General features: G+C 44.8%; 13 protein-coding genes and 1 pseudogene. 7 read left to right on the top strand and 7 right to left on the bottom strand.

Annotated features, from left to right (window positions below; all coding sequences use genetic code 11):
- On the bottom strand, positions 1-338 hold a 338-nt coding region (locus DSM107010_RS39825; protein WP_199755647.1), incomplete at its 3' end, for a hypothetical protein.
- Between the two features lie 799 nt (positions 339-1,137).
- Between DSM107010_RS39825 and DSM107010_RS20305 the strand changes: the two genes are divergently transcribed.
- Complete coding sequence (locus DSM107010_RS20305; protein ID WP_127023747.1) at positions 1,138-2,685, top strand: P-loop ATPase, Sll1717 family; 1,548 nt, start codon at positions 1,138-1,140, stop codon at positions 2,683-2,685.
- Positions 2,686-2,900: 215 nt separating this feature from the next.
- On the opposite strand, the gene DSM107010_RS20300 is transcribed toward DSM107010_RS20305, so the two are convergent.
- On the bottom strand, positions 2,901-4,460 hold the full coding sequence (locus DSM107010_RS20300; RefSeq protein ID WP_106169655.1) for an FAD-binding domain-containing protein: 1,560 nt from the start codon (positions 4,458-4,460) through the stop codon (positions 2,901-2,903).
- Positions 4,461-4,550: 90 nt separating this feature from the next.
- On the opposite strand from DSM107010_RS20300, the gene recD2 reads away from it, so the two are divergent.
- Positions 4,551-6,791 (top strand): SF1B family DNA helicase RecD2, encoded by a 2,241-nt coding sequence (recD2, locus tag DSM107010_RS20295; RefSeq protein WP_106169657.1) that lies wholly within the window; start codon positions 4,551-4,553, stop codon positions 6,789-6,791.
- Here the strand turns inward: recD2 and DSM107010_RS20290 are convergent.
- Positions 6,788-7,318 carry a pentapeptide repeat-containing protein gene (locus DSM107010_RS20290; protein ID WP_106169663.1) on the bottom strand — a complete coding sequence of 177 codons (531 nt, stop codon included), beginning with the start codon at positions 7,316-7,318 and terminating at the stop codon, positions 6,788-6,790. The genes recD2 and DSM107010_RS20290 overlap by 4 nt on opposite strands.
- Before the next feature lie 768 nt (positions 7,319-8,086).
- Here DSM107010_RS20290 and DSM107010_RS20280 point away from each other — a divergent pair.
- A complete protein-coding gene (locus DSM107010_RS20280) occupies positions 8,087-8,380 on the top strand; it encodes a hypothetical protein (protein ID WP_127023744.1) in 294 nt (97 codons plus the stop codon).
- On the opposite strand, the gene DSM107010_RS42340 is transcribed toward DSM107010_RS20280, so the two are convergent.
- From DSM107010_RS42340 to DSM107010_RS20270, 3 genes are all read right to left on the bottom strand, one after another.
- Positions 8,373-8,504, bottom strand: coding sequence for a hypothetical protein (locus tag DSM107010_RS42340; protein WP_277871337.1), 132 nt, complete (start codon positions 8,502-8,504; stop codon positions 8,373-8,375). The two genes, DSM107010_RS20280 and DSM107010_RS42340, sit on opposite strands and share 8 nt — an antisense overlap.
- A gap of 230 nt (positions 8,505-8,734) precedes the next feature.
- Complete coding sequence (locus DSM107010_RS20275) at positions 8,735-9,022, bottom strand: GUN4 domain-containing protein (RefSeq protein WP_158631824.1); 288 nt, start codon at positions 9,020-9,022, stop codon at positions 8,735-8,737.
- Positions 9,023-9,170: 148 nt separating this feature from the next.
- A complete protein-coding gene (locus tag DSM107010_RS20270; protein ID WP_106171589.1) occupies positions 9,171-9,674 on the bottom strand; it encodes a cupin domain-containing protein in 504 nt (167 codons plus the stop codon).
- 301 nt (positions 9,675-9,975) lie between these two features.
- Here DSM107010_RS20270 and DSM107010_RS39820 point away from each other — a divergent pair, with 301 nt between their 5' ends.
- Together DSM107010_RS39820 and DSM107010_RS42335 are read left to right on the top strand one after the other, a co-directional pair.
- Positions 9,976-10,254, top strand: a complete 279-nt coding sequence (locus DSM107010_RS39820) for a hypothetical protein (RefSeq protein WP_199755646.1) — start codon at positions 9,976-9,978, stop codon at positions 10,252-10,254.
- A gap of 45 nt (positions 10,255-10,299) precedes the next feature.
- Positions 10,300-10,425 (top strand): hypothetical protein, encoded by a 126-nt coding sequence (locus tag DSM107010_RS42335; protein WP_277871336.1) that lies wholly within the window; start codon positions 10,300-10,302, stop codon positions 10,423-10,425.
- Positions 10,426-10,485: 60 nt separating this feature from the next.
- Here the strand turns inward: DSM107010_RS42335 and DSM107010_RS20260 are convergent, their stop codons facing one another.
- Positions 10,486-11,484, bottom strand: a complete 999-nt coding sequence (locus DSM107010_RS20260; protein ID WP_127023741.1) for a glutathione S-transferase family protein — start codon at positions 11,482-11,484, stop codon at positions 10,486-10,488.
- Between the two features lie 300 nt (positions 11,485-11,784).
- Here DSM107010_RS20260 and DSM107010_RS43015 point away from each other — a divergent pair.
- A pseudogene (locus tag DSM107010_RS43015) lies at positions 11,785-12,072 on the top strand (GFA family protein); the annotation flags it as partial.
- A gap of 135 nt (positions 12,073-12,207) precedes the next feature.
- Positions 12,208-12,585 (top strand): HAD family hydrolase, encoded by a 378-nt coding sequence (locus DSM107010_RS20255; protein ID WP_199755645.1) that lies wholly within the window; start codon positions 12,208-12,210, stop codon positions 12,583-12,585.
- Positions 12,586-12,709: the final 124 nt, after the last annotated feature.

Below are 12,709 nucleotides of genomic sequence, written 5' to 3'. Positions count from 1 at the left end.
TTCCAGATATCCTGCCAAACCCTGCGGCGGATGAAGTTTACGTCCTCCGATACATAAGCAATGACATCTCCCAGAAAAAACGTCATGAAGTCTCTGACATATTTCATCGGATTCAGAGTTTGCTGTCTTAAGTCAGGGAAAGCATCATCATATAGCGTTTGTGCCGCCGTGCTTAAAGGAGGAGTGTGCCATGCAGTATCAATTCGAGCAAACTTTGATTCAAAGTCAGATTTGTCTAACTTTGATGTCTTTATCAGAAGTCGCCACAAGTCTTCATAGCTTTCGCTGGGATTACCCTCACCCATACCATGAATGAAAATTAAATAGTGCTTTTCCATAGCATTTCTCTGGAAACATAATTAACAATTGCAAGCTAGGGTTTGCAGATTCCGCAAACTTTACAAATTTTTGTCCAACTCTAGGCAAGTTCAGCTTTTCCCTGGCTCTGCGTCTCGCGCGATCTTCCGCTGCGTAAACTATCTGGTTTCTTCTGAAAAAGAGTTGATGGTCATAGTAGGACAGCCAGCCGAAAGCAACGACTCAGCGAAAGCACTCAAGTATGACCGACACAGGAGGAAACCAAACGCCGCACCGTGCAGGTGCTAGATCTTCTATGTCTGTAATCTTTGCTAAATATTAATGCCTTTATCAATCGGTACAAGCATAGGTAGCATCCAGGTTGAGCATGGCGTTATGCTTAGTTACTTCCTACCATCATTCAAGTGCTATTTAATACGTTTTTAGAAACCTTTTGATTCTTTTAATTGGCTGCTACCCACTGTAAATATTGTATTTCAGCGAGATTTAGTTGCAGTTCAATTTAATACCTGTACCATCCTCAAAGTTGAGCCTAACTAACTCTCGTCTTTGCTTTTCTTATCACAAAATGCTCGGAAGAAGCATCATTACCTGCTCCTCAAAACAGCGATCGTTCCGAAATTGAATCAAATGCTCGTGTAATAAACATAGAACTTTTTGATTTTGCAGCTTCAGGATTTGAATAGCACACTATTAAAATTACTCGACTCAAAGATCGGAAGTTCTAAGTTTCAGAGGCAAATATTGCTATGTAAATAGCAAGTTAGTGGAGAACACGAATTGAATTGCTAACTAAAAAAGCACAATAAGGAGAATAAAATGGAATATGCTAATATGTTCACCGAATTAGAACCATTTGGCGAGCCAGATTGCGAATCTGAATTAAAGTTATTAGGTACTGATGAATATAGCAAATATTATTTTCAACACACTCCTTTTAACCAAGAAGTAATGAGTCGTAAAACTTTTTTAATTATCGGTAGAAGAGGCACGGGAAAGACAGCACTTTCTCATTTCTTTTCTTTTCAGAAAGTTATTCCTAACGCCGCAGTAATTGATGTTGATGAACCTGCTGCTTTCCAACAAGTTATGTCCAAAATAGCAGAAAGTGCAGCGCAAAGCCGCGAAGTTGCTATTCCTCGACTAGTGAAAATTTGGGAATTTGTCATCTGGTCAATTATATTTCGTCAGTTTCAAGAAAAAGATCTGAGGATTAAAGCAGCCTGTATATTTGGAGATGGGAAAGAAAAAGTATCTGCCTTCATTCTCCACGTACTTAAAGCACTCATGACTAAATTTCTCAAAACAGATAATAGTCTTGCTGATGAGCTAGAAAGTTTAATTAGTAGTGAAACTATTCAAACAGCAAAAGCAGCCGTCTTAGAAGTTGCTAAAAAGAATCCAATTATTGTAGCAATTGACACGCTGGAGAATTATGCAGTAAAAGACCAATCCATGATGCGAGCTACTGCTGCTCTCATTCAGTGCGCGTCGAATTTTAATAGAGAATTCTCGCAGCATAATCTTCATCTAAAATTATTTATTATGGCTGAAATTTTTCCATATTTGAAAGAAGAAATTTTACTCAATACCCTCAAATCAATTCGCCATGAAGTCTATTTACATTGGCGACCCAAAGACTTACTCAAGCTAATTAGTTGGCGTTTATGGCGGTATTTAAAGTTTAATAACATCAATGGTTATTACGAAAATAAAACTGACTGGGATAAGCACAGGGATGTTTTAATTGAGAAGTGGGAGCCTTTCTTTAACAGACATTTAAAAAATGAATTTAATTTGGTAGAAAAGTCTTTTCCCTACGTGCTACGCCACACTCAAATGCGTCCGCGACAGTTAATTGTGTTGTGCAACTCCATTGCTAAATGTGCCCAAGAAAAAGGAAATTTTCCAAAATTTACAACAGAAGACATCATTATGGGTGTCAAACAAGGGGAAGAACTGTTAGCAGACGAAGTATTTAATTCTTATAGTTCGCTCTACCCCCGTGCAGCTAGAATCGCAGAAGCGTTATCTGGTCTTCCTTTGATTTTTAAGGGTAACGAACTCGATCGACGAGCTTCTCAAACCGCATCTCAATGGACTGCTGGCGAATATTCCCCTTCAGCCTTTCGCCAGCTTGTAGCTGAACTCGGCATTGTAGGAAGGGTTAGGCAAATTGACGAAAGAGCAGGAATTGTTGAAGCAGATTTTGAGTACGCAAATAATAGCCGTCTTCCGTTATTAGTTGGTGATACTTGCGTTATCCATCCAATGTTTTACAAAAAACTGAATATTCAAATCACAAAAAATCTGTGCGTGTATCCATTCCCCGACCATGAAGAATTTAAAATTTTTGATGTTGCTTAGAGGGGCATTGTTACCATACAGTATTTTTATACTATTTCAAGAGCTTTGATTAAGAAACTAAGCGTCGCGCAGTCCAAGCATTGAAGATTTTTGGTGCGGGTAGGAAGAAGGCTGCGCGATCGCTTTCGGTCTATTGAATTGAACAAACAAGCCTGGAATAGGTTTGCTACAACTAAATCGCTCAACGTCACTCCAGTTTTTTTGTACCGAAATTCTTACCTTGCTTCAAAATTCAGCTCCTCTTGTCTGCGTCGATATTCTTGATACTGCTTATCCTTAACCTGCCAATATTTATCCACTGTAGTTTTAGCAATCGCAGCCCCATCATACTCATCGCCTCCTTGGGCAACCAATCGCTCCCTCACCCGTTTACGCAAATCCGCGACAACCTTACCGTTGACTTTCCGAGTTTGCGACCAATCTAATATAGGTGCGGGGTAGTGACTTTCACCCTGGTAAACTCCAGAGAGAATTTCAGGTAAGCTGTAACCCTGCAATTGGGGAATCCACTGGTAGATAAATCTTAGATCGGAGTCCTTATCTTCTATATTCTTATTCGGGTTATAGATGCGGAAGGTATCGGACAGCGGGTTAGTCACCCCTGCCTGCATCTGCCACTGCCAGTTGTCGATCGCCAAGTCACCATCAACTAGGTAGTTCATGTAGTGTCGCGCCCCGTGATGCCAGGAAACGCCACAGTTAATTGTTAGGAAGGTGGCACACATCGCCCTCATCCTGAAATTCATCCAGCCCATTGTCTTGAGCTGTCGCATTGAAGCATCCACTAGCGGAAAGCCAGTTTCTCCTTCCTGCCAAGCTTCAAACAATTCCTGTTTTTCTAGTTTTAACTCATCCGATGAATACCATTCGTCAAATTCTGGGTAGCGGTTGGTGTGGGCTATTTCTGGATGGTGGTAGAGTCGTTGAGTAAAACTATCGCGCCAGCGCAGGCGATCGCGGAATGCTTTAAGGGAGAATTCAGCTTTGGGAGAGTTGACTAGTTCTGCTGCTCTAGCTTTGGTGCTTTGATAGACTTGCCTTGTTGATATCGTGCCAAATGCTATGTGGGGCGACAAGTGAGAAGTCGCACCCTTCTGCGCCAGCCAGGGACGAGACAGTTTCCAGTGGTAGCCGTGGAATCGAGAGCCAACAAATGATTCTAATGTTGCGATCGCGCTGCTTTCTCCTCCAATGAAATACTTGCTATCTCCTTGCCAAAATTGACCGTACTTCTGCTTCAATTCCTCAAATGTCAACTGTGGCAGGTTAAGAGACAACTGTGGGGTATTGATGTGAGTAGGAGCTTGATATAGCGGTTGTCTTTGATAGGTGTAGTATTCTTCATACCAAGAGTCGCGGCGATCTGACTCTTGCAGGAAGCTGCTCAAACCTATATGACACTCAAGATTTGATTGGCGGTAGAAGTCAACGATCGTGCGATCGCGTTCGATGCCATACTCCACCTGCACGTCTCTGTTGAAGAATAGCTTGGGACGATGACCTTGTTGCAGTAGCTCTCTAGCGAGACTTTGGAGGAGATCTACAGTCTTCCCCTCAAATAAATACAGCTGACTGCCCCGCTGTCTGAGATTAGAGTCTAGGTTTTCTAGCGACTCAAATAAAAACCTGACCCTTGCCCTACCTACATCCGGCTGTTGGTAAAACCAGGGATCGATGATAAAACAGGGTAAAACTTCGGCTTTGCCAACTGCTGCTAGGGCAACGATTTCGTTGTCACTAAGTCGCAGGTCGCGGCGAAACCAGAGTATATTCATCGCTCAGTTTTTACAGTACTTCTGTACTATAAACTAGGGTTAGGCTAGCTAGCAACGCGCTTATGATGTAGCCAAAGTTCTGTACTATCGATGTCTACTCTACCCCAAACGCCACAAGCCCAAGCTACCCCACAGTATGAATACCTTACAGGGGTAGTCGAGCGGCTGACATTCCACTCAGAGGAATCGGGATACACTGTAGCGCGGTTAAAAACATCACAATCTCGTGACCTAATTACGATTGTCGGTAGCTTTGCCAATATTCAGGCAGGACAAACATTGCAGCTTACTGGTCTGTGGCGGGAGCATCCTCAGTATGGCGCTCAGTTTCAAGTCACGCACTATAGAGAAACTAAACCTGCAACCATAACAGGGATAGAGAAATATCTAGGTAGTGGCTTAATTAAAGGAGTGGGACCCGTGACAGCACGGCGGATCGTCGCTCATTTTGGTTTGCAAACACTCGATATTATTGAAACTCAGATAGAACGCTTGGTTGAAGTTCCAGGCATCGCCAAAAAGCGCATCAAGATGATCCAGACTGCTTGGGAAACCCAAAAGGCTATCAAAGAAGTGATGCTTTTCCTTCAGTCGCACGGTGTTTCAACCACTTTTGCTGTCAAAATTTATAAACAGTACAATGATGCAGCGATCGCCACTGTCACCAACAACCCTTACCAGTTGGCAACAGATATATATGGTATTGGGTTTATTACAGCCGATGCGATCGCTCGTAACCTGGGCATTGCCCCTGACTCCGAGTATAGATACCGTGCTGGGATCGTCCACGTCTTGGGAGAAGCAGCAGAAGACGGACATTGTTTCTTGCCCCAAGCCGAACTAGTGGAGCAGGTAGTGAAGCGGTTGAGCATTAAAGACCACCAACCCAATTCCCGGGCGATCGCCCAACTGCTGGTGCAAATGGGGATGGAAGAACAATTGATAATGCAGGGGCATCGAGAGCATGAGTTTATCTACTATCAGCCGTCTTTCTATTACAGCGAACAGAATTTAGCATCTCAGCTTCACCATTTGCTTGCTCGTCCGGTGGCAGTAGATTTACCCCGCGTACTTAACTGGATTGAGCGATTCACCCAAGCCAAGGGGATTGAGTTATCTGCCCAACAGCAACAAGCAGTGGAGATGGCAGCGAGTCAAAGGGTAACGATTCTTACTGGTGGTCCTGGCACGGGGAAAACTTTTTGCACCCGCACTATTGTTGCACTCTGGAAAGCAATGGGTAAGTCTATTGTCCTAGCTTCACCCACTGGTAGAGCAGCCCAGCGGTTGAGTGAAGTCGCTCTCATGGAAGCCAAAACCATACACCGTCTGCTAGAGTTCGATCCCAAGACAATGAAGTTTAAACGGGATGCCGATAATCACATCGAAGCACGGGCGATTGTAGTGGATGAAGCCTCGATGCTGGACTTGTTTCTGGCTCACTCCCTGCTCAAGGCAATTCCGCCCGATGCTCAACTATTGCTAGTAGGTGACATCGACCAGCTGCCGTCAGTGGGACCAGGCAACGTGTTGCGAGATTTAATTGCATCAGAGCAAATCCCAGTCGTGCGGCTGACGCAAGTATTTCGACAAGCGGCACAAAGTTACATCGTCAGCAACGCCCACCGGATCAACTCCGGTCAGTATCCGCTGTTGGAATCTGTTTCTCTAAATCCCAACTCAGATTGTTTGTGGTTGGGAGCACCAGAGCCACAGTATGGAGTGCAGGGAATTCAAGAACTGGTCACTGACGTGATTCCACAGTTAGGTTTTGACCCTGCCAGGGACGTACAGGTGTTGTGTCCCATGACCAGGGGAGAAGTGGGGACGCGCCACCTCAACGGCGTTTTGCAGGGTTTAATCAATCCCCCGTCAGCTAGCAAGGCTGAGATTAAGTCAGGCTCTATTGTATTGCGAGTAGGCGATCGCGTCATCCAGCAAGTCAACGATTACGACCGCGAAGTTTTCAATGGCGACTTGGGAACCATCACTGCAATTGACTTAGAGGAACAGGAAGTAACCGTGCAGTATCAGGAGCGAAGGGTCACTTACGACTATGCAGACTTGAATGAAATTACACTGGCATTCGCTACAACTATTCATAAGAGCCAGGGCAGCGAGTATCGGGTGGTGATTTTACCTTTATACATGCAGCACTACATGATGCTCTCGCGTAACCTGCTCTATACAGGTTTGACCCGTGCCAAACAGTTAGCGATCTTAGTCGGTCCATCGAAAGCCATTGGTCTAGCAGTTAGACAGGTGAAGGACGCTGGACGATATACTCTACTGGCGCAGCGGTTAATAACCCAGCTAGCAACGCGATTTTAACCGCTACCCCAAGTTACCCAGTTACGTGACGTTCCTGTAGGCATTTTTGCTCCACTTAGCTCTGTCTGGCTCAAATTTGTTTGGGTCAAGTCTGCCCCCGTCAGGTTGGCTTCACTGATATTAGCCTCGCTCAGATTAGCCTGACTCAAATCGGCTCCACTTAAATCTGCTTCGCCCAGATTAGCCGCCACCAGATGAGCGTGAACCAAGACAGCACTGCGTAAGTCGGCACGACTCAAATCGGCACGACTCAAGTTGGCTCCACTTAAATCTGACGCAATTAAATTAGCATCACTCAGGTTCGTACCAGTCAAATTTGTCCCAACTAAATCGGCGTTAGTTAGGTTCGCTCGAACTAGGTTGACACCACTCAGGTTTGCCCCACTTAGATCTGCTCCACTCAAATCTGCTCCGCTCAAATCTGCTCCACTTAAGTCTGCCCTTGCCAGGTTTGCCTGATGAAGGGATATTCCTTGAAAGACTCTTGTTCCTGTCTCATATTGACCGATCAATTGATGAGTATTCATTTTGCCGTCCTCCAGAGGGTATGGATACGCCAGTCTAGCCGCTAGTTTTCCTCCCAAAATTCAGCTAGACGTTGTGAAGTCGGACACCCCTCGGAACACCCAGGAAAAACCCTTTAATTTCAGTAATTACCTACAATTTTTTGGCTCTAACTCAAACCTTTAGCTTCATTTTCCTACAGTTTTCGAGTTAACTTTAGTGCGATTAACACAAATAAATAAAAACCAACAGAGCCACGCTTTTCTGCGAATGGGGCTAATCTATATGAGCAACTAAGTCGCGAGCGCATAAAAGCCTAAAGTGACTCAAACACAGCAGTAAATCCATCCAAATTTTGACAATCATCTTGAAAGGCTTCGGCATCTCCTACATCCTCAATTTTGTATTCCATGAGGCGCTTGCCATCCGGCATTCTTTTGGAGGAGGTACAAGTGCTCGGGTACTTATCTGCTATAGCTAGAAAGTCAGAACTCAAGCGTTTCCAAGCATCAGATGAACAGGTGATGGTTACAAGCCACATATCTTCGTTGATTTAACTCAAGCGATCGTAAAAACAAGATGTATTATTATCTCCGATTCTTGGGTGCTAGGAGGTGCGATAATAACGTTTACGCAACGCTTACGCTTTTGAGAGTCTGACGCTGGCTCAGGTTGGCTCGGGCAATACCTTGGGAAGAGAAAATTCTGTTGTTACGACACCTTAATTGTCTTTGTCAAAAGAAGTTATGCATCATGGAGGCAGAGCAACCCACCTAGCGAGGAAAAGTGAGATGACAAGAGTTAACAACCCGCGTCCCGACAACTTGATGCCAGCACTACTAGAGGTTTGTGATAGTGGCAGGTGCGGTACGCTTGAGTTTTCTTGTGTAGTTGATACGCTGAAAACTATGAGTCATGAAGAAGTAGCTGCTTGGTTAGAAAGTCATGAAGCAAGTTACGACGAGATCGTGAAGAAAGAATTTTCTGGGTGGCTCAAAGAGCATTCCCCTTACGAAGAAGAATCTATTGCCCAAGATGCGGCTGCGGCAACCGGATTAGGAATGCCAGAGGATTCATTTAGTTGAGCTTGCGCCGAAAGCGCGAAGAGGGCGATCGCCTCACACCGTGTCGTCTTTCCAACCACATTCTTGATTTGGACAATCCCAATGTACCCGTGCTGTAAAATCCCGTTCTATCGCAGTGCTGCATTGTGGGCATTTCCCAGTAAACATTGGATGCGAATCGGGGTGATAGTATCATCAAAGCAAAAAACAGAGTTAAGGATTATATTCCTGTGATAACGATAAAAAAGCAGGTTTTAAGATTTTTCCTTTATCCTTTGTTGTGTCAAGGGTATGCACACTTTATTCCTGTGATAACAATCCTTATCATAGGAATTTTGGGTGACCGAAGCTGCTATTTAGCTTCTGCCAAAAAGACTATGCACAAAGGCTTTCAAGCTTAACCCAGTTTATTGTTCCATTGCTACTCGCACGCCGATCGCCGCTGGATTTTGACCAAAGCGAATCGATTGTTTGCAAGTCCGCACAAGGGAAAGTTTCTATATCCTCCTCTCTCAGCCAACCTGCTGTAACGCGACCGGAGATTTTGAGCATAATTGCCCCCGTCTCCTCATCAGCCTTTTTCCATTGACCCGACGAGATTAAATCGCGTAAGGGCGTGTAGTCCACACCTACATCTGATAGTAGTTCATCGTCTTCTAACACTCTTGCTGTTTCCTCATACAATCCTGCTCAAATTTTCTCACTTTTGTTCTCAAACCCGATCGGGAGGAAAAGCCTTAGATAATGTAGCAAAATTACGGCTGCTAAACCCTGTTTCCGACAAATTAATGGCATCAGCAAGTGACTTCAACTAAGTCGGGGAGGAAGTAGCGCGGTGGTATTTTCTCCGGAGGTGAGCCACAGCGTTATTTGCTCGTGCCAATTCATACATTTCATCTATTCCTACTGTTGCAGCAACATTTCCTTCTTCATTAAGTATTTGCAATGGACCATGTAAAATCGTCAGCATGAGAGCGCCTTCATCTGTTGCTGGTGCATGAGTCACGCCGCCAGCTTCCGCCATGTAATCGTTGGCAAAAACTTTTCCGTTATCGTAGAAAAATGAACCCTCAAGCATAAATACTTCGACTTGGGCAAGGTGTTTGTGCGGTGCGAATCTCGCTTTTGGAGCGAAAGTGTTGACTAGCACCATATATCCACGATCCTCGTCAAAATTGAGTATCTTATACGAAATGCCTTCTAGTCCAGGTGCAGATAAACGAGTCCAGGGTACCAAGTCGCAGCGAACGATTTTGCTTCCATCATTCAGAATGCTATGTTCGCGAGTGTCCGTTAATGTTGAGGAGCTTAGCATATTACGTCTCCTGTGAAGTTCGAGCTTCTAGGGCGAGAAAAATCTCTAGCTTTGTTCTGCTAATTATGACTTCAGAGTTCTGCTTTCTTTTTACAAGAAAACTGATTTTTCGTAAAAATTATTCACAGGAAATTTCGGTTAGTGCGAATGTGACTCGCACTAACCGCCTCTACACTTTTGAACCACAGCAGATTATCAACATTTAGTTGTTGCGTTCTCAAGCCACCATTGGAACCAAATCAGCGAGAGCCTCTTCTCCGCTCTGCAACCCGAACGAGCTACTAGACCAGAGACACTGGTAATGGACGAGACAGCCCTGGTGCGATGGAAGTCCCAAATCTACGACTACCAGCAACGAGTAAGGGAAAGTGAGCCATTGCAGCAGACAGCATTGTTTGACCTGACTCCGGCGCATTGCGATCCCGATAGCATTGACCCGTTTTCGCTACGACTGCACCCATCAGAATTCTATCGCTTGCCCGATAATGACAGTGAGGCTTGTCTATATTTCATCATTGATAACACCCTTCCTATCCTGCTGTACGTAGGGGAGACGAAGCGCACGCCATCGCAGCGGTGAAAAGGCGTACATGATGCAAAGGAGTATGTTGCCAATTATGTCAGCTTGAATCGTAAGCACAAGCTTGACGTAGCAGTGGTAGCGGCTTTTTGGTGGGATGTGCCAGCGAATACCAAATCGAGGCAGCAGCTAGAATTGGCGCTGATTCAAGCATTGGCGATCGCCGTTTAATAAGGAGAATTGGGACAGGTGGGGGCAGCCGTTTGGCAAGTAAGGGGGAGCAATCGCTCCCTATGCGCCCCCAAAGCGATTGCGATGCCGAAGGCGGTTCGCTTCGCGACCATCGTGCCGTTGGTCAAAATCGACGATTGGACCCTTCGGTACAATTCGATTGGGATTAATCTCGGTCATGCTCATGTAATAGGCACGCTTGGTATAGTTTAGATTGCACGTCGCTTTGAACTCAGGAATTTGATATAGAGCCAGTAGATAATTCCAGAGGTTGGGATAGTCGAGAATTCGCCGCAAATTGCATTTAAAGTGACCGTAATACACTGAGTCGAAGCGATACAGTGTTGCAAACATACAAATATCGGCTTCTGTAAGGCGATCGCCACATAAATAGCGTTGCTTGCCCAGAACGATTTCCCATCGATCTAAACTCTCGAACAGTTGGGTCACGGCTTCTTCGTAGGCGGCTTGCGATGTTGCAAAACCAGCGCGATAGACACCAGCATTGATTGGTAGATAGATTGCATCAATGGTTTCATCAATCTGCTGTTGTAGGTTGTGTGGATATAAATCTACTTGCTGAGTTGCCAATGAAGCAAACTCCACGTCAAACATCCGCACGATCTCGCGAGATTCGTTGTTGACGATGGTTTGAGATTGCTTATCCCACAAGACGGGAACAGTGACTCGTCCCGTGTATTTGGGATCGGCTTTGAGATAAATCTCTTGCAGATATTGAGCGTGATTCACCCAGTCAGGAATAGCTCCTGGTGCTTGACTAAACATCCAGCCTTTATCGCTCATAATCGGATCGACAATCGAGACTGAGATAGCATCATTCAACCCTTTGAGTTCGCGCATAATCAAGGTACGGTGCGCCCACGGACACGCTAAGGAAACGTAGAGGTGATAGCGTAGAGCTTCTGCCTTAAACCCGCTTTTGCCATCGGCACTCACGCGATCGCGAAACGTTGTTGGGATCTCATGGAAATCAACGCTTTGATTTTGCTCGTTCTCATCGGTTATCCATTTACCTGCAACCATCATTCCTGATGCCATAACCTTCTCCTAAATGTATTGGTGTAATTGTGCCGTTGCTACTATAGTTAATTCGCTCAAAGTGTTATTAGAGTAGGCTTAAATTGTCGTTTTTTTTGAGTGATACTGTTAATTGCACTCGCAGCAGTCTAAAGTATTAGAGCAATCGCAAATAATAAAGGGTGCAGTATCGGATTGCACCCCAGTTTAAACATAAAGATTTAAATTTAAAATTGAATTGTTGTTATATAGCTTCACGACTCACGCGCTAGATTCCAGAAAATCTATTCTGGATTAAGAAGTTTAGCCAAGGACAGCACCATGCTGCTACTCGGTTCTTGCCATTGTGGGGCAGTAAGCTTTAGTGCCAATAGCCCACAAACCTATCCCTACATGCGTTGCTACTGCTCCATCTGTCGTAAGACAGCGGGGGCTAGTGGATATGCCATCAACCTCGCTGGAACAACACAACTTTGAAAGTAGAGGGCGAGGAAAATATTACCGTTTACCGCACTAAAATTCAGAATCCTGAAGATCCAAAACCATATCAGAGTGAAGGAGAGCGCCGATAAAAGTCGTCATTGCGGCTCGTGCTTGTGGGTTTACGATCGGTTGTATCTTGTATACATTTACCGTACCCCGTAAAGCGCCACTCTACCTATCTTTTGGCAGAACATTTCTACTGCTAATTCTGCTGCAATGTGCATTATATGTTTTACCACTTAACATCAGGGCAAGCAATTTGTGATCGAAGCTGTAATTTTCGATATAGACGGAACACTGGTTGATACTGTTGACTTTCACGCGCAGTCATGGGAAAGAACCTTCCAACACTTTGGTCATCAAATTCCTTACGAGCAGATCCGCACCCAAATTGGTAAAGGCAGTGACAAGTTAATGCCTGTCTTTTTCTCAGTTGAAGAACTGAATAAATCAGATGGCGGTCAAAGCCCCACCAAAGGCGAACGTATGCGAGATTACCGTCGGGAACTCTACAAGCGTGAATATCATCCCCGCATCAAAGCTTTTCCTCAAGTGCGTGAGTTGTTCTTACGAATCAAAGCAGATGGCAAGCGCATTGCTCTAGCTTCCTCTGCGACAAAGGACGATTTGGCAACCTAAATACAGCTCCTGAATGTTAAAGAACTGGTCGATGCTGCAACCACTATAGCACTACGAAGTTAAATTAGGACGTTATAGTAGGGATAGCAGAGCAATTGGGAATTAGTATGGCAGCCCCCTACAG

Origin of the sequence: Chroococcidiopsis cubana SAG 39.79, from assembly GCF_003991895.1 — a bacterium.
GTDB lineage: Bacteria > Cyanobacteriota > Cyanobacteriia > Cyanobacteriales > Chroococcidiopsidaceae > Chroococcidiopsis > Chroococcidiopsis thermalis.
Note: the sequence above shows the minus strand (reverse complement) of the source record. Positions and strands in the feature narration are given on the sequence as shown.